19 protein-coding genes are annotated in these 20151 nt (G+C 62.3%); 11 read left to right on the top strand and 8 right to left on the bottom strand.

Annotated features, from left to right (window positions below):
* Nucleotides 1–18: 18 nt before the first annotated feature.
* Nucleotides 19–1158, bottom strand: a complete 1140-nt coding sequence (locus A477_RS0109735) for an amidohydrolase (RefSeq protein ID WP_157367071.1) — start codon at nucleotides 1156–1158, stop codon at nucleotides 19–21.
* Between the two features lie 165 nt (nucleotides 1159–1323).
* Between A477_RS0109735 and A477_RS0109730 the strand changes: the two genes are divergently transcribed.
* The gene (locus tag A477_RS0109730) at nucleotides 1324–2754 is read left to right on the top strand and encodes an APC family permease (RefSeq protein ID WP_017198813.1); all 1431 of its coding nucleotides are present in this window, start codon (nucleotides 1324–1326) and stop codon (nucleotides 2752–2754) included.
* Here A477_RS0109730 and A477_RS0109725 read toward each other — a convergent pair.
* The 3 genes from A477_RS0109725 to A477_RS0109715 all read right to left on the bottom strand — a co-directional run bounded on the left by A477_RS0109725 (nucleotide 2735) and on the right by A477_RS0109715 (nucleotide 4952).
* Nucleotides 2735–3046: a hypothetical protein gene (locus A477_RS0109725; RefSeq protein WP_017198812.1), complete on the bottom strand. Its 312-nt coding sequence runs from the start codon at nucleotides 3044–3046 to the stop codon at nucleotides 2735–2737. The genes A477_RS0109730 and A477_RS0109725 overlap by 20 nt on opposite strands.
* 173 nt (nucleotides 3047–3219) lie before the next feature.
* A complete protein-coding gene (locus A477_RS0109720; RefSeq protein ID WP_017198811.1) occupies nucleotides 3220–3648 on the bottom strand; it encodes a universal stress protein in 429 nt (142 codons plus the stop codon).
* Nucleotides 3645–4952 carry an aminotransferase-like domain-containing protein gene (locus tag A477_RS0109715; RefSeq protein WP_026005496.1) on the bottom strand — a complete coding sequence of 436 codons (1308 nt, stop codon included), beginning with the start codon at nucleotides 4950–4952 and terminating at the stop codon, nucleotides 3645–3647. The genes A477_RS0109720 and A477_RS0109715 overlap by 4 nt, the downstream gene beginning before the upstream one ends.
* 110 nt (nucleotides 4953–5062) lie before the next feature.
* On the opposite strand from A477_RS0109715, the gene A477_RS0109710 reads away from it, so the two are divergent.
* The 3 genes from A477_RS0109710 to A477_RS0109700 all read left to right on the top strand — a co-directional run bounded on the left by A477_RS0109710 (nucleotide 5063) and on the right by A477_RS0109700 (nucleotide 7584).
* Entirely contained in the window at nucleotides 5063–5911 is an 849-nt protein-coding gene (locus tag A477_RS0109710; protein WP_017198810.1) for an isocitrate lyase/PEP mutase family protein, read from the top strand.
* Between the two features lie 100 nt (nucleotides 5912–6011).
* Nucleotides 6012–7064 (top strand): hypothetical protein, encoded by a 1053-nt coding sequence (locus A477_RS0109705; RefSeq protein ID WP_017198809.1) that lies wholly within the window; start codon nucleotides 6012–6014, stop codon nucleotides 7062–7064.
* Nucleotides 7045–7584 (top strand): hypothetical protein, encoded by a 540-nt coding sequence (locus A477_RS0109700; protein WP_017198808.1) that lies wholly within the window; start codon nucleotides 7045–7047, stop codon nucleotides 7582–7584. The genes A477_RS0109705 and A477_RS0109700 overlap by 20 nt, the downstream gene beginning before the upstream one ends.
* A 54-nt stretch (nucleotides 7585–7638) precedes the next feature.
* On the opposite strand, the gene A477_RS0109695 is transcribed toward A477_RS0109700, so the two are convergent.
* A complete protein-coding gene (locus A477_RS0109695; RefSeq protein WP_237715771.1) occupies nucleotides 7639–8310 on the bottom strand; it encodes a GerMN domain-containing protein in 672 nt (223 codons plus the stop codon).
* A 317-nt stretch (nucleotides 8311–8627) separates the two neighbouring features.
* On the bottom strand, nucleotides 8628–9194 hold the full coding sequence (locus tag A477_RS0109690; protein WP_017198806.1) for an NAD(P)H-dependent oxidoreductase: 567 nt from the start codon (nucleotides 9192–9194) through the stop codon (nucleotides 8628–8630).
* Nucleotides 9195–9312: 118 nt separating this feature from the next.
* On the opposite strand from A477_RS0109690, the gene A477_RS0109685 reads away from it, so the two are divergent.
* The 6 genes from A477_RS0109685 to A477_RS0109660 all read left to right on the top strand — a co-directional run bounded on the left by A477_RS0109685 (nucleotide 9313) and on the right by A477_RS0109660 (nucleotide 17410).
* A complete protein-coding gene (locus A477_RS0109685) occupies nucleotides 9313–9918 on the top strand; it encodes a TetR/AcrR family transcriptional regulator (RefSeq protein ID WP_017198805.1) in 606 nt (201 codons plus the stop codon).
* A 343-nt stretch (nucleotides 9919–10261) separates the two neighbouring features.
* Nucleotides 10262–11245: an ABC transporter permease gene (locus A477_RS0109680; protein WP_017198804.1), complete on the top strand. Its 984-nt coding sequence runs from the start codon at nucleotides 10262–10264 to the stop codon at nucleotides 11243–11245.
* A complete protein-coding gene (locus tag A477_RS0109675; protein ID WP_017198803.1) occupies nucleotides 11245–12204 on the top strand; it encodes an ABC transporter permease in 960 nt (319 codons plus the stop codon). Before A477_RS0109680 ends, A477_RS0109675 begins: the two co-directional genes overlap by 1 nt.
* Nucleotides 12201–14366, top strand: coding sequence for an ABC transporter ATP-binding protein (locus A477_RS0109670; RefSeq protein WP_017198802.1), 2166 nt, complete (start codon nucleotides 12201–12203; stop codon nucleotides 14364–14366). Before A477_RS0109675 ends, A477_RS0109670 begins: the two co-directional genes overlap by 4 nt.
* Nucleotides 14367–14442: 76 nt before the next feature.
* Nucleotides 14443–16170: an ABC transporter family substrate-binding protein gene (locus A477_RS0109665; protein WP_017198801.1), complete on the top strand. Its 1728-nt coding sequence runs from the start codon at nucleotides 14443–14445 to the stop codon at nucleotides 16168–16170.
* A 193-nt stretch (nucleotides 16171–16363) separates the two neighbouring features.
* The gene (locus A477_RS0109660; protein WP_017198800.1) at nucleotides 16364–17410 is read left to right on the top strand and encodes a Gfo/Idh/MocA family protein; all 1047 of its coding nucleotides are present in this window, start codon (nucleotides 16364–16366) and stop codon (nucleotides 17408–17410) included.
* Here A477_RS0109660 and A477_RS0109655 read toward each other — a convergent pair.
* Nucleotides 17394–17873: a hypothetical protein gene (locus A477_RS0109655; RefSeq protein ID WP_017198799.1), complete on the bottom strand. Its 480-nt coding sequence runs from the start codon at nucleotides 17871–17873 to the stop codon at nucleotides 17394–17396. The genes A477_RS0109660 and A477_RS0109655 overlap by 17 nt on opposite strands.
* 34 nt (nucleotides 17874–17907) lie before the next feature.
* Nucleotides 17908–19113 carry a WXG100 family type VII secretion target gene (locus A477_RS0109650; protein ID WP_157367070.1) on the bottom strand — a complete coding sequence of 402 codons (1206 nt, stop codon included), beginning with the start codon at nucleotides 19111–19113 and terminating at the stop codon, nucleotides 17908–17910.
* 295 nt (nucleotides 19114–19408) lie between these two features.
* On the opposite strand from A477_RS0109650, the gene A477_RS0109645 reads away from it, so the two are divergent.
* On the top strand, nucleotides 19409–20119 hold the full coding sequence (locus A477_RS0109645; RefSeq protein ID WP_017198797.1) for a hypothetical protein: 711 nt from the start codon (nucleotides 19409–19411) through the stop codon (nucleotides 20117–20119).
* The last annotated feature ends 32 nt before the right edge of the window (nucleotides 20120–20151 follow it).

Here is a 20151-nt window from a genome sequence, read left to right as displayed (position 1 = left end):
AGCTTGCGTGCCTTGGGCTCAGAGAGTCACGGTTCGGCCACCCCGCACCACCCTCAGCGGAGCGGGCCTATCAACAACCAGCTCCGGGATGGAGTTCGCGGCGAATTCGAGCCGATCAGGGGATGTCGCGCCGGAGAAGCTCCCCAGCTCAGCTGATCCAAGCAGTTCCGCACCCGCTGAGGTGGCCAGCCGGAAACAACGTTCCAACTCGGCATCTGTGGATGCTCCTGTCCGGTACCCCAGCAGGTGCGCGCGATCCATCATGCTGCCGGTGCCGAACGGTGACCAGGCATCACGGACTCCGTCTGAGCCGAGGGCAATCTTGACTCCATGCCTTTCCATAAGGTCCAGATCCGGTACGGGGTCGGCCCCCAAGGCGCAGGTAGCCATCCAGATTCCAGCCTCGGCCATGGCATCCAAGGTAGGCCCAAGCGCGGGTTGCGAGGCATCGCAGAGAGCAAAGCCATGGCTGATGGTGACTCTCCCTTGCATGCCTTCCGCCACTGTTCGTTTCGCGATGACACTTAGCTGCGCCAACCCTTCCGCGCCCACGTCGTGCAGGTGGATGTCGACGTCCCTGTCATGTCTATTCGCCAGCGTGTAGATGGCATCCAGATGTCCGTGCAGGTCGCCGTCCACCGACTCCGGGTCTATGCCACCCAGGAGGTCTGCCCCCTCGGTCAGGGAAGCCTCCATGAGATCCAGCGTGCCAGGGTTGCTCAGTAGGCCAAACTGCGGGAACGCGACCACCTGAACGTCCAGGAATGAGGCCAAACGCTCAGCGGCTGCGCGGACACCATGGATGTTCCGCAGGCCGATTTGGGGCCCTACGTCCACGTGCGCCCGCATCGCCATGGTTCCGTTGAGGACAGCATGGCTCATCAAGGCGTAGGCCCGGTCCTCGACACTGTCCTGAAACGCAAGCTGCGCTCGGAGATCGTTCCCGATGAGGTCCGTCAACGAATGTGCCTGTGTGCGGGACAGCCAGGCGGAGCCCCATGTGGTCTTGTCAGGGTGGATATGCGCGTCGACAAAACCCTGCGTCGTCAGTGGTTCCGCTCCATGGAGCAGTTTGCCCTTGCTTTGGACAGGTAAAGACTGTGCAGTCATGAAGGTCCTTTCGCGATGTACCTCTAGGTATACCAAACTAAGCGACATTGAAGTAGGGGTGGGCGCAATACCTTGAATGTGAAGCAGTAAACGAGCAAGCGGGAAGAGCGCTTGCGAGCTTTGGGATACCAAAAGCTGTACACAACGCCCTGCGGCACTTACTCTAATGAACAACATTCATTTATGTGACACGGATCGCATCGAGGAGAACCCATGACCATCACCGGAAGAAGCGCAATGGATGGCGCCCAGTCGGCCCCCAAATTGAAACGCGTTCTGGGCTTGCCGTCGCTCATCGCTTTCGGCCTGACCTCCTTGGGCATCCTGTCGGTGGTGGCGGTCTATGGGGCGGGGACCGAGATCAGCGATGGGCATTTGCCGGCCGCTTACCTCGCCGCCCTGGTGGCGATGCTGTTCACCGCGCACAGCTACGGCCGGATGGCCAAGCATGTGCCTGTAACCGGGGGCGCATACGCCTACGCCTCGCGGGCGTTCGGCAGCCCTGTGGGGTTCATGGTGGGCTGGACCATGATGCTGGACTACTTGTTCCTGCCGATGGTGAACTTCCTGCTCTTCGGCCTGTATCTCAATAGCCTGGTGCCCGTCATTCCGCAGCAACTGGGAGTCCTGCTCTGTCTCTTGGTGGTGGGGCTTTTCAGCGTGATCGGCGTTGCCTGGATCAAGAAGATGAACATCGTGGTGGTGGCTGCCTCGGTCCTGGTGATTCTGGTGTTCCTCGTCCTGGCCGTGGTCAATGCCCCGGATCTGTCCTTCGACAATTTCGCGCAGCCCCTGACTTTGGGTGAAGGCGGGGTGGCGCCCGTGATGGCGGCCGCGGCAATTGTGGCCTTTGCCTTCCTGGGATTCGACGGCGTTTCCACCCTGTCCGAAGAGGCTCGCCATCCCAAGCGCGATGTGCCGCGGGGCATCATCCTGTCCACACTCTTTGCCGGCTTGGGCTACACCCTTTTCTCCGTAGCCGGGAGTCTCATCGCGCCCGAGTGGAGATCCATCGTGAACCTCGATGCCGCGGGAACCGAACTCATGCAGCGCGCCGGAGGTGATGTTCTCATGGTGGTCTTCGTGATCGTGAACCTTGGCGGGTTGGTTTTGTGCGGCACTGCTGCCCAGATGAGCGTAAGCCGCGTCATCTATGCCATGGGAAGGGACAGGATCCTGCCCGGCGCCCTGGCAGGTCTGCACCCGCGGTTCCGGACTCCGTACTTCGCGGCGATGCTTGTCTCTGCGGTGTCGTTGATCGCCCTTGTCATCACGCTGGAACAGGCGGTGTACATGATCAATTTCGGGGCACTGGTTGCCTTTGCCGTGGTGAACCTGGCAACCATCAAGGTGGTCTTCTTCGACCTGGGGAAGCGGGGAGCGGCTGGGACCATGCGCAATATGGTGATGCCGCTACTGGGTTTTACCTTCATAGCGTGGCTATGGACTTCCTTGGCCTGGTTCACCTACCTGCTGGGCGCCGCTTGGCTTGCTGTCGGAGCAGTGATTTTCATGCTGCGCCGCCGGAAGGCGGGAGGGCAGGTGGCTCTCAGTTTCGACGACGGCATGGCCGCCGAGGAGGGGACGGTCCCCGCGGAACCTGGGTCGGGGGAGCGCGAAGATGCTAGAACGCCGGGTAACTGACCAGCAGCGCCTGCAGTTCCGTCGTCGACATGTGGTTTGCCATCTCCACGCTGATGCCCATGGCGACGGCGGCCACGGTGACCATGGCAACACATGCCACGGAAAGGAAGCGCCAATCCTTGCGGAAGACGGTGCCGAAGGTTTCGGGCATCTCAAGACTAGGGGAGATCACGTTGGGGGCGCTGTCCCAGGAACCGTCGTCGAGCATGGCGATGATGCGGTCGTTGGTTCGGTCGTAGCGCATGGTGCTGATGTGATTGCCGTGGCGGGCAAGAAGAATGTCGTGTCCCACGCGCTGGCGCGGCTGCAATGTAAGCAAGTAAATGATCCCCTGAAGTCAGTAAATGGAGGTGTCGCGCGCCATTGCGGGCATCTCGATTTTATAACGATGACTTCAGACGGCTGGCCCAAAAGACGCCAAACGCCGGGTGAGGCTCCCCACCCGGCGGCGTGATTCAGCTCGCGTTAGGGCTGGTCTGTCTTGGCGATGTAGACGTCGCAGGGAGCAGTGTGCGCTACGGTGTTGGCCACGCTGCCAAGCACGCGACCCAGGCCCTGCATGCGGCGGTTGCCTACCACGATCAATCGGGCGTCCTGCACCTCAGCCTCCTTGACCAAAGCTTCACCCGGTTTTCCCCGGGCAGCGGAGTAGGTAACCTCCAAGCGGTCATCCGCCAGGCGCTCCGCAACGGCGCGAGCCACAGCTTCAGCTTCGGCGGCGTCGGAAACGATCCACTTGTCGGTGCCGATCTCAACCACCTCTGTCCGGTTGCTGTCGAAAGCACTGACCACGCGAAGGCTGGCTCCAAGGCCGATCGCCAACTGCTGGGCGGCCTGTGCTGCCCTCATCGCTGTCTCGCTGCCGTCTACTCCGACGATCACAACTCCGGTCATTGTGGTGCTCCTTCATTGGTAGCTTCAATGGCATCCGCCAGGACAGGGGCCAAGCGGCGGACACCTTCGGCTATCGTATCCGGCGGTACGGCGCTGAAAGCGAGACGGAGCTTGTTGGAAGGACCGTCAGCCGGGGAGAAGGCGGCACCCGGGATGAAGACGACCCCCGCGTCAATTGCCTTTCCGAGCAAGGGGTAGGTATCCACGCCTTCGGGCAGAGTGACCCAAACGAAGAAGCCGCCGTCCGGGCGTGTCCATGTGAGGCCTGCAGGCATGTACTCGTCGAGTGCGGACAACAGGGCATGGCAGCGTTCCGCGTAGAGCGTCCGGTAGGTTTCGATCTGCCCTTTCCAGTCGTACTCACGGAGGTATGCCGAGACGAGCATTTGGTTCAGGGGAGGCGGGCAGAGGGTCACGGCCTCGGAGGCGAGGTAGAAACGGCGCTGCAAGTGTGCGGGAACCAAGGCCCAGCCGATGCGGAGGCCGGGGGCAAAGATTTTCGAGAACGAGCCCAGATAGATGACGTCATCCGGGTTGGCGGCCCGCATCGGTGCAATCGGGTGTCCATCGAACCGCAGGAGTCCGTACGGATTGTCCTCGAGGACGATAATATTCGCATCACGGCATATATCGACGATTTGCTGCCTGCGTTCCGCGGCCAACGTGATGCCGGAGGGGTTGTTGAAGTTGGGGATGGTGTAGAGGAACTTGATGTTTTTGCCCTCGGACTGGAGCGCCGCGATTCTGGCCTCAAGCAGCTCGGGTACCAGGCCGTCGTCGTCCATGTCCACGGGTTCCACCTGAACCTGGTACGCCTCGAACGTGTTCAGGGCGCCCACATAAGTGGGGTTTTCCACCAGGACAACGTCGCCCGGGTTGCAGAAAACCTTCGTGGCAACATCCTGGGCGGATTGGGATCCCGCGGTAATCACGATGTTTTCGGGGGCGGCGTCAGCTATTCCCTCGGCGGCCATGACGGTGCAGATTTGCTCGCGGAGTTCTTCCGTGCCTTGACCGCCGCCGTACTGTAGGGCGGTCATACCTTCTTCGGCGATGATGCGGGCTGCGGTTTGGCCAAGCTTCTCCAGGGGCAGCGACTGCAGGTACGGGTTGCCGCCGGCAAGGGAGACAAGGCCCGGCTGCATCGAGATATCGAAGACGTCCCGGACAGCGGACTGTTTGATGTTGGCGGCCCGCGCAGAGAACAGTTCCTCGTGCGGGTGAGCGGCCGTGGCGGCCCGCTCAATGGCGTCGATGGCTTCAGCGGGCAACGTTGCGCCGGCATCCAGTGTTTCGTGGGTCACAGTGACAGGATACTCCTCGATGTTGCTAAAGAGGCAACAGTTGTTTTCGGATCACTTCATTTTCGCAGGCTGTCCTTTACGCCGCGATCGTGAAGGGCTGGAATGTAGCTATGACAGCGCACCGGGGATCCGTGACCAAAGCAGAACACTTTCATAACCTTCACGACCCCGGGCCAACGCCGCTTGTGCTCGTGAACGTGTGGGACGCGGCTTCGGCCCGTGTGGTGGAGGAGGCGGGTGCGACCGCGATCGCCACCTCGAGTTCGGCCGTCTCCTGGAGCCTGGGGTTCCGGGACGGCGACCACGTGCCGTGGGGCTTGGCAATGGCCGCACTTGGTCGCATTGCAGGGGCAACGCGGTTGCCGGTCTCGGCAGACATTGAGACGGGCTACGGACGCACCGACGACGAACTTCGTGCCACCGTCCATGCCGTCCTGGACGAGGGAGCCGTTGGCATCAACATTGAGGACTCCGCAACTGAGCCGCTCACGGACATCAATGAACAGTCGCGCCGGATAGCCCTGATACGCGCAGTTGCTGACGATCGTGGAATTCCGTTGTTCATCAATGCACGTACCGACACCTATCTCTCGGGCCAGTTCGCGGACACTGCCTATGACGAAACGTTGCGCCGTGCGGAGGCCTACCTCACTGCGGGTGCGAACGGAATCTTCGTGCCCGGCGTCGTGGATCTTCATGTCCTCCATGAGTTATCCAGCAGGATTCCTGCACCGCTCAACGCGTTGGCGGGCGTTGGGGCGCCGTCGCCCCTTGAGCTCCACGATGCAGGGGTTCGTCGCGTCAGCATTGGCGGCAATACGGCCAAAGCGGCGTATGCCAAGGTGGCGCGGGTGGCGAAGGAAATCCTCGGCGACGGCAATTGGGCGGGGCTGGCTGGCACGCGCAGCCACGACGAAATGGACTCCCTGTTCGCGCAGGGGCCCAAATACAGCCTTTGAGCGCTGGATGCGGCTGCGAGTGCAAGGCACGACGCCGGCACCCGGCTTTATTGTCAGACCTCGCCGATAGCGTGGGTCATGGAAGGCGAGGGGAGTATCCATGGCGCGACGCAGTGTACAGTTCTGGCGGATCGAGCAGCTGAACGGTGACGAGCTCAGCCGGCCATTTCCAGCGCGCCGCGTGGCGGAGGTGCTGAAGAAGGCCCAGGACTCAGGGGTGGACCGGCACTTCACAAGTGCGGACGGGACTGTGCTGCTCGCCCAGGCGGTGGCATCGTCACCGCATCCCGTGCTGCTTTTGGACCGGGTGCGGGACACCAATCTTCCCAGCGTCGGCGACGCCCTCGGGCGGCGCAAGCCCTTGCCGCTGGCTCCGGGTGACCATCTGTTGGAGACCACCTACTTTGCCTTCCTGAAGAGGAACGTCATAGCGGTGCTGACCAGTGGCAATGGACCACGGGCGTCCAGGATGGGCGAGTACCTCGAAGGAATGTTGGGACTCGAGCCACGCCTGATGCCGGTTGTGCGCGAGGATATCGAAGAAATCCTCACCCGCCTGGAGGTGAGCCGCTTCGAGTTCGCGCTTCCTGCCGAACGTCTGTCCGGGAAACTCATGGAGGGCGAATGGGCTGACGTTCTGGACAGCGCCTCACGGCTCATGAATGAGGGTACGTTCAGGATTTCCCTGAGCGTTGGCAGGTCAGGCAAGGCTGAGGACAAACAGCGGATTCGGGACCGAATCCAGCAACTCATTGATCTCTTCCGCAGGGCTGGATCCGTGGAGCATTTCGATTATGTGGTGGCTGAGGGCAAGGACTCCCTGACGGGCGACCGTGAGGTGGTGGACCTGCTGAAGGAGCGGTTCATCTCGCACGTAGAGGTGGACCCGGATGTCTTCAACGACCCCCGGAAATCCACCACCGAGGCGATCGCCATCCTCAATAAACAAGCCAGGGACAACGAGGCATTTTTTGCCAGGACCCTGCCTGATATCAAGGGATTGGCTGATTCCGGCTTGGTTCCGGACATCGTTGCGGGCGGAATGGCCACTGTTCGGGCAGCTCTGGCTACGGCTGTGGAGGGCGCGGACAAGGCCGATCAGGCATCCGGGGAGAACCAAGGTGGTGCGGGTCATGAGCTTGTACGAGGTTGACGTTGAGCGAACCGGGCGCCGCAGGACTCTGTGGCGTTGGTTTCTGTTGCATCCCAGCGCAGACTTCGGATGGGCTGCGTTTGCCGTCCTGATCTGGCTGGGAATCTCGCTGCTTGCCCGTCAATCGCTGATGCTGGAAAGCGTGGACCCCGGTGCGCGGCGCACCCTGTTCCAGACACTCGCCACGCTGGCCGGCGCCACTGCTGGCCTGACTCTGACCAGTGTGTCCATGCTGATCAACGTGCTGGGAAAGAAGGCTGCGCCGGGTCAACGGGAACTTCCCTTGGAGAAACTGTCCGCCACTCATCGGCGCCAAATCGGCGAAGTCTTCCTTTTTGCCATCCCGGGGCTGGGCCTGCTGGTGGTTGCCGCCTTGATCACGGTGGTCCTGGAAGGAGATGCCGTCACCGGCCTCTGGATCCCTGAAGCGCTGGTTTTCGTGTTGACCTTCGCCTCAGTCCTTGCCATGTTGCGTGTGGCTTGGGCGCTCCGGAGGGTGCTGGCGATCGCGACGGCATGAGCGCGCAACCCACTACCCCCGCTTGGTCAAGTGGGACCCCAAGACACCCCACCATCACCGCACGCTCAGGGCCTCCGTCAATGTCCTGCCGTTCACATAGATCTCCGCACGCGACGCACCACTGGCCGACACTATGGTCTGCGTCAGTTGCGCCTGGATCCGTGGGATGTCGCACACGCCCCCGGGCCTCAGTGACCCACTGAGGTTAACCACCACCGTTGCGCCGCTCATGTAGCCGGAGAGATAGCGCAGCGACGAATCGGCCAGTGCGTCGTAGAGGGCCGCGTCGCTGTCCACCGGCATTCCGGCCTCCAGCAACCGCCCGAGAGCCACGGACAACGGATCGCCGGGCACGGCGACACCCCTGATGGGCACCAGGCTGTCGTTACAGCCGAACCTAACGCCGCGGGCCCCGCCGTCGTCGATTGCCACGTAGTAGACCGCTGGTCCGGAGTTCTCGGAATCCACGGGAATGACTGTTGCGGTGGCAGTTGGTTCTGGCGCGCTGGTGCCCGGTTGGGGTGAAGGCTCGACGACGGGCACCGGTGGGGTGGGCGAAGCCACGAATGAAGCGGGAGTACTCGCGGACGGTGCTGGAGCTGGTGTTGCTGCTTGGGGCGACGCGGCGGGGACGGCAACGGACGGAGTACCCGGGCTCGAAGGAGCCGGAGTCGAGGCAGCGGGCGCGGAAGCAATGGGCGAAGGTGTAGTGGCAGGCGAAGTCACGGAAACTGTAGGCAGGGGGCCTGCGGCCTCGGATTCGGACGGTTCGGACGGTTCGGTAGTGCAACCAGCCACCCACAGGCCGAAGATGAGGCAGGCAGCCGTGATCGCCGTCGTACTTTTTACTCCCCGTTCGGCATGCATGACAGCCCCGCGCTCCTGTCCACCTGTACCTCCAACGTTAGGACGGGACGGCGGAACACAACATGCCGTTACGGTGACGGTTCGGACAAGAGTTGGTCACGCCCCGTCCAAAGCCGCCGGAACGCGAATGCCCCCGCCCCGCCATCAGCGGAACGGGGGCATCGAAGCGTTAAAGACTAGGCTGCTGCTTCTTCGTCCTGAACGGCGGTCAGGGGCTCAAAGATGCCCTTGATTTGCTCAACAACTTCAGCGTCGTCCTTCGGGTGCAGTTCAGCGAATCGGATCATGGAACCCGGAACGGCCAGCTTCACGTCTTCAAGTACCTTGGCGCCGGCGATGCCAGCAGCCTTCCGGGCCTCGTCCTGGGCCCACACTCCACCGAACTGGCCAAAAGCGGTTCCGACGACGGCGGTCGGCTTGCCGGAGAGGGCGCCGGCACCGAAGGGGCGGGACAGCCAGTCGATGGCGTTCTTCAGGGACGCGGGCATGGTGCCGTTGTGCTCGGGAGTGACGAGGAGGATGGTGTCGGCGTCGGCTGCTGCAGCGCGGAGGGCGGCGGCTTCGGCGGGAACCTGGCCTTCGACGTCGATGTCTTCGTTGTAGAACGGGATGGTGCCCAGGGAGCCGTGGATCTGCACATCAACGTTATCGGGAGCGTTCAGCTGGATGGCTTCGGCGAGCTTCTTGTTGTGGGAATCGGCGCGCAGGCTGCCGACGAGGGTAAGAACGGTGCTCTTGGACATGGTGTCTCCTTTTGTCTGGCCGGTTGGGTGCCGGCCGTTCGATGTCTGGGCTTGGAGCCTTCATCGATACTAAACGGACTATGGTCCGCTTTCTATTCCCGGGGTCTAGAATATTTCTGTGAGCTCGATCCCCATTCGGCCGGACGTGCCCCTGGGTGCGCCCCACGAGCGCAGTGACGCAGCGAGGAATCGCGAGCGATTGCTCAACGCTGCCCGGGACCTGGTGGCCGAGCTCGGCGCCGAAGCGCTGACCATGGACGCGCTCGCATGCAAGGCCAAGGTTGGCAAAGGGACAGTCTTCCGACGCTTTGGTAGCCGCGCCGGCCTCATGATGACCCTGTTGAGCGACTCGGAGTCCGAATTCCAGCACGGTTTTATGTTCGGGCCGCCTCCGCTGGGTCCAGGAGCCGCGCCGAAGGATCGATTGGTGGCCTTCGGTGAGGGGCGAATCTACTTCGTCCTTGAAAACGGCGAACTCCTGAAAGCGGCGGGCGCTGCTACCCGCAACCGGTTTGATGTTCCCGCAACCAAGCTTTCGCATCGACATATGGAGGTCCTGCTGCGGGAGGCGGGAATCGCGGATCCTTGGGTGATGGCGATGTCCCTGACCTACGCGCTGGACCCGGAGCGAATAGTGGACGATGTTCGCGTTCGAGGTATTTCACCCACGCGGCTTGCGGACTCGTGGCGTGAGCTGGTCACGCGGCTTCTGGGTGCCGTTTAAGTCGCACCATAACCAGCGAAGCAACGCCGGCCGCTACCTGTTAGCGCCCTCATGCCAGCTGCAGTAAGCGCAAGAGTGCCGCCGACGTCGTCAACATGGCGCAACCTGCACATAACAATCTGGCTGCAGGCGCGAAACTGGACGCCTCGAAGCAAAACGTGAAGCAGTTATTGTGGTAGTTTCCTCTTGAATGTGACGCATGCCATACAGGGCTGGTGATCACTGAAGGGGTGCGGGGGGCCCAAGAACCCGCTGCGCCAATTCGTAGCTGACGCCGGCCACAGCCGGGAACCGCGGAAGGACGAGCATTGAGTTTTGCCACGATTCGGGGCAGCCGCCCGACATGCTGAAATATCTGATGAAGCGGTCGGGCATCTACCTGATCATGATCTTCCTGACCACAAGTGCGGGTTACTTCCTGGCGGTCTCGTCGCTGAAACCCGCAGTGCTCGAGCAGGAAAAGATCCCCCGGCCGACCCCTGAACAAGTGGCCGCTTCCTTCCGGGGACTCGGACTGGATCCCGACTTGAACCCGTGGGAGCGGTACATTCAGTGGCTCGGCGGCATCATCACCCGCTGGGACTGGGGCCGCAGCCCGAACGGCGCGTTCGTCAACGCCGAATTCGCGGACCGGGTGATGGTCTCCACCCGGCTGTTCATCGCCTCGATCATCCTCACCCTGGTCATCGGTGTCGCCCTCGGCGTCTACTCCGCGGCCCGCCAGTACAAGTTCCAAGACCGCGTCATCACGTCCTACAGCTACCTGGTCCATATCCTTCCCGCGCCCATCGCATACTTCCTGGTGCAACTCGGGGCAATCAGCATCAATGAGGCAGTTGGCGAGCGTATCTTCTTCGTCACAGGGATTTCGACGCCGGGAATCGAGCCGGGCTGGCCCGCTTTCGTTGACCTTGTGGCCCACTACGCCGTGCCCACCTTCGCGATGACCATCTTCGGTTGGGCGGGATACCAGATCGCCCAACGGCAGTACCTCCTGGACAACGTGAATGCCGACTTCGTCCGCACTGCCCGGGCCAAGGGACTGACGCGAAACCAAGCCATCAGGAAGCACGCCCTGCGCGTCTCCTTCATCCCGGTGGCGCAGAGTATCGCCTTCACCATCCCGGCCATCTTCACGGGTGGTTTCTTCGCGGAGGCCATCTTCGCCTGGCCAGGCATCGGCCTCTGGAGCATCCAGGCCATCAGCCTCCAGGACGTCAACGTCGCCACCGCCACGCTGGCCTACGGCTCAGTAATCTTCGCGATCGGCGCCATCCTTGCCGACTTCGCCACCACACTGGTCGATCCACGAGTGAGGGTCCAGTAATGACCAACATCATTGATCCCATTGCGGAAATAGACGAGTCACGCGTCGCGGACCAGGACGTCGTCATTGGGAAGTCGCGGATCATCTTCCGTCGCTTCATGCGGAACCGGACCGCCGTCGCCGGCTTGTTCATCTTCCTTGCGTTGTTCCTCTTCTCGATCTTTGGCGGATTCCTGACGCCGTGGGACAAGGACACCATCGATCCCCTCAACATCGGTATGCCGCCGTCGCCGGACCACTTGCTGGGGACCACTCAGGCCGGCATTGACCTCATGGCGCTCATTGTGGACGGCACCCGGACGTCCATTCTTATCGGCCTGATCGTGGGCGGTGTGTCCGTGCTGATCTCCGCCGTATATGGCTGCACCATGGCGTTCTTCGGGGGCAAGGTGGACGCCACCATGCTGTTCATCCTCGAAGCGTTGATCATGATGCCTGCCATCCTGGTGGTGGCCGTGGCAACCAGCGGCGGCGGCGGCCTCAAGGACCTCCCCAGCTGGCTCCTGCTCGTAGTGGTCCTGCTGTTCTTCAGCTGGATGGGCACCGCCCGCCTGGTGCGCTCGTTGTCCATGTCCCTCATGCAGCGCGATTACGTCAAAGCCGCCAAGTACATGGGTGTCCCGTCCCGCCGCATCGTGTGGCGCCACCTTGTCCCGAATATCGGCTCGCTGCTGGTCCTCGACTTCACCCGTGGCATCACCGGCGCAATCCTGGCCGAGGTCGCATTCTCCTTCATCGGGATCGGCATCAAACTCCCCGACGTCAGCCTTGGTGTCCTGATCGGCCAAGCGACGGGCCAGGTGTCGTCCTTCCCGTGGATGTTCTGGGTTCCGCTGACCGTCATGTTCCTGTTGACCGGTTCGCTGGCCATGATGAACGACGGACTCCGTGACGCCTTCGACCCCAGCTCCAGCTCCATCGGACGGGCCAAGACCAAGACCGCAAAGGCGGGCAAATGAGCACCAATATTTCCCACACTCCCGCCGAGCGCCTTCGCGATGCAGGACTCTACGCTCCCGGCGACGCCGTCCTCAGCGTTCGCGACCTCAACGTCCGCTTCAACTCCGAGAACGGTGTGGTCCATGCGGTCCGCGGCGTCGACTTCGACCTCATGCCCGGCAAAACGCTGGGCATCGTGGGCGAGTCCGGCTCCGGCAAGTCCGTCACGTCCATGGCCATCATGGGACTCCTCCCGGAAACAGCGGACATCAGCGGCTCCGTGCGCTTCAAAGGCAAGGAACTCCTGGGCCTCAGCGACAAAGCCATGTGCAAGCACCGAGGCAATGACATCGCCATGGTCTTCCAGGACCCGCTGTCCTCATTGACCCCGGTTTACACGGTGGGCAACCAGATCATCGAAGCGCTCACGGTCCATAACCCCACCATGAGCAAGCAGGCCAAAGAAGCCCGCGCCGTCGACCTCTTGCGCATGGTGGGCATCCCGAGCCCCAAGGACCGGCTGAAGGCCTTCCCGCACGAGTTCTCCGGCGGCATGCGCCAGCGCGTCATGATCGCCATCGCCATCGCCAACGATCCGCGCGTACTCATCGCCGATGAACCCACGACGGCGCTGGACGTCACCATCCAGGCGCAGGTGCTCGAAGTCCTGCACACCGCGCAGGAGGAGACCGGCGCCGCCGTCGTCATGATCACGCACGACCTCGGCGTCGTAGCCGGCATGGCTGACGACATCATGGTCATGTACGCCGGCAAGCCGGTGGAAACCGGCACTGTTGAGGACATTTACTACAACCCACGGATGCCCTACACGCTGGGACTGCTCGGCGCCGTTCCGCGCGTTGATACCGCCACCAAGCAGTCGTTGGTGCCGATCGAAGGAACGCCGCCCAACCTGGCATTGCCGGTGACCGGGTGCTCCTTTGCCGCTCGCTGCCCGCTGGTCAGCGACGCCTGCCTGCACGGCGAGCCGGAGCTGTTCTCCGTGCCCGGTGTTGAGGGGCAGACCTTGGGACACAAAGCGGCTTGCATCAAGTCGGACGAACTGTCCGGCAACGCCGACGCCCACAGGATTTTCCACGCACCGCCCAAGCCCGTTTCAAAGTTCGACGGCGTCGCTCGCGTCGAGCGCGAAAAGGTCCTGGAACTCAAGGACGTGAAAAAGCACTTCCCGCTGCTCAAGGGTGCCCTGATCAAGCGTCGGATCGGCACGGTCAAGGCCGTGGATGGCCTGAGCTTCGATATCCGCGAAGGCGAGTGCGTATCCATCGTGGGCGAGTCCGGCTGCGGCAAGACCACCACGCTCTTGGAGATCATGGAATTCCACCCTGACCAAGTAGGCGAAGTGGTGATCGGCGGTGTCAGCAACAAGGTGGCCACCGACCACAAGACCACGATGGCCATGCGCAAGGAAATGCAGATGGTGTTCCAAGACCCCACGGGTGCCTTGGATCCCCGCTTCACCGTGTATGAGGTCCTCGCCGAACCGCTGGAAAACCTGGGGATGCCCAAGGCTGCCATCAGGAAACGCATCATGGAACTCATGAAGCTGGTGGGCCTGCAGCCAGACCATGTGAACCGCTTCCCCAACCAGTTCTCCGGTGGCCAACGCCAGCGCATCGGCATCGCCCGCGCGCTCGCAGTCAACCCGAAGCTCGTGGTCCTGGACGAACCAGTCTCCGCGCTGGACGTGTCCGTGCAGGCCGGAGTCATCAACCTGCTGGACAAGCTCCGCGCTGAGTTGGGCTTGAGCTACCTGATGGTGGCCCACGACCTCTCCGTTGTCCGGCACATCTCAGACCGCGTTGCCGTGATGTACCTCGGCAAAATTGTGGAAACCGGCAACGTGGACGACGTCTTCGACAACCCGCGCCACCCTTACACGCGGGCCTTGTTGTCAGCGATCCCGGTTCCCGATCCCAACCTGGAACGGACCCGCGAACGCATCATCCTGCAGGGTGACCTTCCCAGCCCGCTGGATGCTCCGAAGGGATGCAATTTCGCCACCCGTTGTCCTGTGTTCGCCGCGCTACCTGCCGCGAAGCAGGAGAAGTGCCTTACTCTGGAGCCGCCACTGGCTTCTGAGAAAGAAGGCGCGCAGGACTTCGCATGCTTCTTCCCGGACGGAGAGATAGATGCCGACATGCTGGTGGTGCATGCCTGACGACATATGACGCATCGATTGAAACCCTGTTATTCAACTCGCAAAGATTTCCAGTCGTAAACATGAAGGGCAAACCATGAAGAAATACACGACGATCGGTGGCGTGGCGCTCGCAGCGACGCTCATGCTGACCGCTTGCGGCGGGGGAACGCCGTCGGGTCCGGCCTCGCAGAAGGCCGAAGAAGCAGGCGGTGACATCAGCAAGCTGATTAGCGTCAACGCCAAGGAAGCAAAGGACCTGGAGCCGGGTGGAACTGTCACCCTGGCTGTTGGCAGCATTGGCCCGGACTTTAATGGCTTTTCCAATGTGGGCAACAGCGCCGACACTTCAGCGCTGATGACGCCTGTGAACCCCGCGTCCATCAACAGCGGCGGTATCGGTGGTTGCTGGAAGCTGGACTTCAACGGCAAGGCGGAGCCGAACAAGGACTTCTGCGAAGAGGTCAAGAGCGAAGTCAAGGATGGAAAGCAGACCATCACCATTAAGGTCAACGAGAAGGCGACTTGGAACGATGGGACGCCCATCGATGTCAAGACCTTCGAGAACACCTGGAACATGCTCAAGGGTGAAGACAAGTCCATCGACATCGTCACTGCTGGCGCCTACGCTTTCGTGGATTCGGTAAAGGCCGGTGCCAACGACAAAGAAGTCATTGTCACCACAACCCAGCCGGTCTTTCCGTTGGAAGGGCTCTTCTTCGGCCTGATTCACCCGGCCATCAATACTCCCGAAATCTTCAATACGGGGTTTGCCGGAAACATGCACCCCGAATGGATGGCCGGCCCGTTCAAAGTGGAGAACTACGACACCACCGCCAAGACGGTCACGATGGTTCCCAATGACAAGTGGTGGGGCCAGAAGCCGGTCCTCGAAAAAGTCATTTGGCGCCAGATGGAGCCGAGCGCAACCATCGCAGCCTTCAAGAATGGTGAGATCGATGCCGCCAATGGCCGCACCCTGGGCCGCTACAAGCAGCTCGAAGGAACTAGCAACTCTGAGGTCCGCCGCGGTCAGCGTTTGTTCGCCGGTGGCCTCAACCTGAACGCCAAGCGCCCGGCGCTCACCGACGTGGCCGTGCGCAAGGCGATCTTCACCGCCGTCGACCGCAAAGCCATCCGCGATGTCCGCTTCAACGGCCTGAACTGGTCCGAGGAGAGCTCGGGCTCTATGATGCTCATGCCGTTCTCCGAGTACTACCAGGACAACTACCCTGTGAAGGACTCGGGCGCTGAGGCCGCCAAGAAGGTCCTAACGGACGCCGGCTACACCGCCAACGACAAGGGCATCATGGCTAAGGATGGCGTACCCGTCTCCTTCAAGATCACCAATTTCGGTGACGACCCCACCACGGCTGCAACCTCGCAGACCCTGCAGAAACAACTCCAGGCCGCCGGCATGGATGTTGCCATCGACCAGCGTGGTGACGCCGACTTCGGCAAGGTGATCGGTGGACGCGAGTTCGACATGACCATCTCCGGTTACACCGTTGGCCCGGATGCCACTGACGCCGTCAAGCAGTACTACGACTCCACTACCAACGAGAACGGCCTGGGCGATGCTGAGCTCGACGCCGAAATCAAGCGCCTGGCAACCATCGCCGATGACACCGAGCGCAACAAGGCCGCCATGGAGGTAGAGAAGAAGCACATGGAGAAGTACTTCTCCATGGGAACCGTCATGAACGGCCCGGAGATCCAGTTCGTACGCACGGGTCTGGCCAACTACGGCCCGTCCCTGTTCAAGAGCCTCTCGAACGTTCCTGACTGGACCACCATCGGCTGGGAAAAGGGCGCGAAGAAGTAGCCTTCCCGCTGTAATTTCCTGAAGGCCGGGAATCTCCCTGAACCTCTTGACCGGTTCCGGGGAGGTTCCCGGCCTTCGCCATGCCCAACGCTCGCTCACCTCCCGCGTGCTTCGCCTCAACGCTCGCTCACCGGGTGATAGAGGGTCGTGGTGAAAGGGCTATTACGTGCGAGAGGATGGGTAGCCTAGGGTCATGACCTCCCAGCCGATCCGTACCGCCGTCGCAGGTTTTGGCCTGTCGGGCAGCGTCTTCCACGCGCCGTTCATTGCCAGTAATCCCGCCTATGAGCTCACAGTCATTTCGACGTCGGATGAGGCGCGTCAAGCGAAAGCCAAGGCTCGCTACCCGGAAGCACTCATCGTCAACACCCCGCAGGACATCCTGGCGCGGGCTGACCAACTGGACCTCGTCGTCCTGGGCACGCCGCCCGCAACCCACTTCCCGCTGGCGAAAGCCGCGCTGGAAGCCGGGCTCGACGTCGTTGTTGATAAACCGTTCACGGTCCGCAGCGCCGAGGGCGAGGAACTGATTCAACTGGCTGCGAAGCTGGGCCGCGTCCTCACCGTGTACCAAAACCGGCGCTGGGACGGGGACTCGCTCACTGTGAAAAAACTGCTCGACGCCGGAACGCTTGGTGCCGTGACCAGGTTTGAGGTGGGCATGGAGCGCTGGGCGCCGGAGATCGCCAAGGCCTGGAAAGCCAGTGCCACGGCGGAAGACGGCGGTGGCGTCCTGTTCGATCTTGGCACCCATGTCCTCGATCTGACTCTCCGGTTCTTTGGACCGGCCACCGTCACCTTCGCAGAAATCACGGCCCGCCGCCCCCAGGAAAGCGCCGACGACGACGTTTTCCTGGCGCTTCAGCATGGGTCGGGCGTGGTCAGCCACGTCACCATCAACCTCAACAGCCACCTCCAGGGCCCACGCTTCCGCGTCCTCGGCACGGAAGGTGGCTTCGTGAAGTTCGGCACCGACCCGCAGGAGCCCTACGTGCTGGGCGGTGGGTTGCCGACGGACCCGGAGTACGGCGTCGAGCCTCCTGAGAACAGTGGCACGCTGGAACAGAACGGGCAGCGCACTACCATCCCCACGGAGCGCGGTGCCTACCCCGAGTTCTACCGCATCCTGGCAGAAAAGCTCGACGACGGCGGCGTCGCCTCTGCACTTCCCGCACCGGTGGATCCGGCCGACTCCGTTGCGGTGCTGAAGCTGATTGAGGAGGCTAGGACGCTGGCGTAACGTCCGCGCTGGCAACCAGCGAATAGATGGCCTTGAGGTCGTGGTTGCCTTCAATGGGCTGGCAGCTGCCGGTCAACTGAACGACATCCGCTGCCGCATCCTGGTGAATCACCGTGACGGCGGTGAACTGCGCCAGCGAACCTGCCTGCGGGTGCGTGTAGCGCGCCTCGCGTACGTGCCAATCCCGGCCATTGATAACCACCGGCTCTGTGGCGAGCAGGACCGCGTCCGGCAGGGCGTCCAGGAACGAGTCCACGGATGCAGCGATGTCCCGCAGCTGGTAGCCGGGCAAACGGCGGGACACGGAGATCACCACATTCGCCGTGTAGCGACCTTCTGCGGCCGGGGCCATCAGAGCCCCCACGGCATCGGGGACCACTTGGTGGGTCCACCCGGCCGGCGGGTTGAGTTTGATCGTGGGGTAGGCGGGGAAAGCGGCGGACGGGAAAACCTGTTGTGACATTGGAGCCTTTCCAGCGATGGTGTGGTGGTGAAGGTCAGTTGTTCAGGAAGTCGACGAATCCGGTCACGGAATCCACAAGTCCTTTGGGGCTTAGGGTGATCTGGCCACCTGCGCCCAGCCCCAGTTCGGCGGTGAGCTTCGCTCCCGCGCCCAGAGTGAGCCCGTCTTCATCCACGGAAGCCGTAAAGAAGTGCCCCTCACCTGCTCCGGCGGCCACCGTTGCGTTAAGTGTCAGTGTTTGGCCCAGGACTTCGACATACCGACTCCCTGTCAACTCCGCACCAGCCCCTGCGCTGAACGCAGTGCCTGAGACATCGCGGCCCTTGACGCTGATTTCGCCTTCGCCGGCACTGGCCCAGGCCCCGGCGCGAAGTTCTCCGCCCTGTCCCAAGGCGAACAGCCCACCAGCAAACTCGGTCTTGTTGTCTACAGTGACTTTTTGGCCCGCGAAGCCCTCACCACCGGCCGAAAACAGGAAGGGGCTGCTCGCGTTGGCATGGGCGCTTGCCTCGACTCCTGTCATCGCGCGCGTCGTGGAGGTGTTGCTGACCCACCCGTCAAAGAAATCGGATCGTATGGTGGTGATGTTTTCCGCGCCAGCGAATGCTTCCCCGTTCGCCTGGGCATTGGGAAGTCCGAGTCCGAATGGCACACTGGCCTCGAACTCGCCATTGGCGCGGACGCCGACGAACGTTTCGTTGGTGACAGTTGTCTTGCCGGGCCCGAACCCGGTCTCCGCCTTCCAGGTCATGTCACCCCCGCTGGACGCCTCGCCGGATCCCCCAAACGCAATTCCGCCGGGACCAACGGAGCCGTGGGTTTCGCCCGTTGCTTGACTGTCGAATGAACCGCTGCCTTCAACGGTGACAGGGCCGTAGCTCGTGGGATCAAAAGTAAACCCGGGCACCCCAGGGGTGCTCTTTCCATGCCCCGTGGAAGGTCCCCCTTTGAGCCCTCCTCCTGGACTGCCCGATGACGCTTGTTCCTGCTGCTCAGCGTTGAGTTTCAGGGCGCGGGCGTTGGTGCGCAGGCATGCAGCTGCTGCTCCCAACCGTCCATGGAGATCGCTGTGCCACCGGCTTCGGAACTGGTCGGCATCATTTCCGCGCCAGAAGGTGCCGTTCTGAATCAGCGCATTGAGCTGTTGTTGAAGCGTGGTGATCTTCTCCGCCTCGGAGTCCATCACTGCCGAAAGTCGTCGGAGATCTCCGACGTCCGCGCCCACCAATCCCTGTCCCACTAGGTACCCAACCCCATGACGTTCCCCTGACGTAGTGACATGTCGATCGCCGGGCATCCAACGGGCCAGGCGTTTCCTGAGCATAGTTGGCTATAGCGGACGCGGCCATGGGGACATCTAACCAGTGTGGATAAGAGCAGCACGCCAAGCCCTGGAAAAGAATTTTGGACAACGCGTAACCTCACCGAAGCCGCGAACGATGTAAGGGGAGTGCGGGCCACGTCCGCACACTGATCATCCGGCCGCGACCCAACCGCGGCCGGGGCAATCCCAAAATCGTTTGTCGGAGGGTTTCATGTCCTTGTTCACTATCCTTGCCACCAGCAAAGTCGCCGCGGGCGTCCTGGCTGCCGGAGCTGTAGCTGCCGGCGGAACCGGCGTCGCTGCCTTCAATGGCGCGCTTCCCACCGGAATCCAGCAATCCGCGCATGACCTCGTTGGCGCACCGGCCCCTGTTGCTGAGAAGACCGCTGAAGCAACCGATGCAGCCGAGACCGCCAAGACCAAGACAACTGACGCCGTCGAGACCGCGCAGGCAACTGCAACCGAGGCCGCTGAAGCCGGCCAGGCCAAGGCCGCCGACGCCGTGTCCGATGCCACAGCAACGGTGGAAGACGCCACCTCCCCGGAGGCTTTTGGCCTCTGCACCGCACTCCTCAATGGCGGCCTGAAGTCTGACGCCACGGTCCCCGGCTTCGAGTCCTTGACCATTGCTGCCGGTGGCGAAGCCAAGGTGGAGGCGCACTGCGAGGCTGTGGTGGAGGCGGGTAAGGCTGCGGGCCTGAAGGCTGACGGCTCGGCCAAGGCAGAGGCCGACGTCGACGCTGCCGTGACGTCCGAACTTCCGGCAACGCCTGCCGTTCCTGCAGTGCCCGCTGTGCCGGGAGTGCCCGCTGTTCCCGCCACACCCGCTGTCCCCGCAGTGCCTGCCGTCCCCGCGACGCCTGAGCTGCCCACACAGGTTCCCACCGACGTTCCGGCTGCACCCCTCGATTCTGTCCGCTAAGCAAGCAGCGGTTACGGTTTAAGGGCGGGGGT

Origin of the sequence: Arthrobacter sp. M2012083 (assembly GCF_000281065.1) — a bacterium.
Classification (GTDB): Bacteria; Actinomycetota; Actinomycetes; order Actinomycetales; family Micrococcaceae; genus Arthrobacter.
This window is presented reverse-complemented; position numbering and strand designations above follow the sequence as displayed.

Coding starts and splice junctions, on each gene's coding strand:
- A477_RS0109735 (WP_157367071.1), bottom strand. CDS start 1,158: ATGTCGCTTAGTTTGGTATACCTAGAGGTACATCGCGAAAGGACCTTC.
- A477_RS0109730 (WP_017198813.1), top strand. CDS start 1,324: ATGACCATCACCGGAAGAAGCGCAATGGATGGCGCCCAGTCGGCCCCC.
- A477_RS0109720 (WP_017198811.1), bottom strand. CDS start 3,648: ATGACCGGAGTTGTGATCGTCGGAGTAGACGGCAGCGAGACAGCGATG.
- A477_RS0109710 (WP_017198810.1), top strand. CDS start 5,063: ATGACAGCGCACCGGGGATCCGTGACCAAAGCAGAACACTTTCATAAC.
- A477_RS0109705 (WP_017198809.1), top strand. CDS start 6,012: ATGGCGCGACGCAGTGTACAGTTCTGGCGGATCGAGCAGCTGAACGGT.
- A477_RS0109700 (WP_017198808.1), top strand. CDS start 7,045: ATGAGCTTGTACGAGGTTGACGTTGAGCGAACCGGGCGCCGCAGGACT.
- A477_RS0109690 (WP_017198806.1), bottom strand. CDS start 9,194: ATGTCCAAGAGCACCGTTCTTACCCTCGTCGGCAGCCTGCGCGCCGAT.
- A477_RS0109680 (WP_017198804.1), top strand. CDS start 10,262: ATGCTGAAATATCTGATGAAGCGGTCGGGCATCTACCTGATCATGATC.
- A477_RS0109675 (WP_017198803.1), top strand. CDS start 11,245: ATGACCAACATCATTGATCCCATTGCGGAAATAGACGAGTCACGCGTC.
- A477_RS0109670 (WP_017198802.1), top strand. CDS start 12,201: ATGAGCACCAATATTTCCCACACTCCCGCCGAGCGCCTTCGCGATGCA.
- A477_RS0109665 (WP_017198801.1), top strand. CDS start 14,443: ATGAAGAAATACACGACGATCGGTGGCGTGGCGCTCGCAGCGACGCTC.
- A477_RS0109660 (WP_017198800.1), top strand. CDS start 16,364: ATGACCTCCCAGCCGATCCGTACCGCCGTCGCAGGTTTTGGCCTGTCG.
- A477_RS0109655 (WP_017198799.1), bottom strand. CDS start 17,873: ATGTCACAACAGGTTTTCCCGTCCGCCGCTTTCCCCGCCTACCCCACG.
- A477_RS0109645 (WP_017198797.1), top strand. CDS start 19,409: ATGTCCTTGTTCACTATCCTTGCCACCAGCAAAGTCGCCGCGGGCGTC.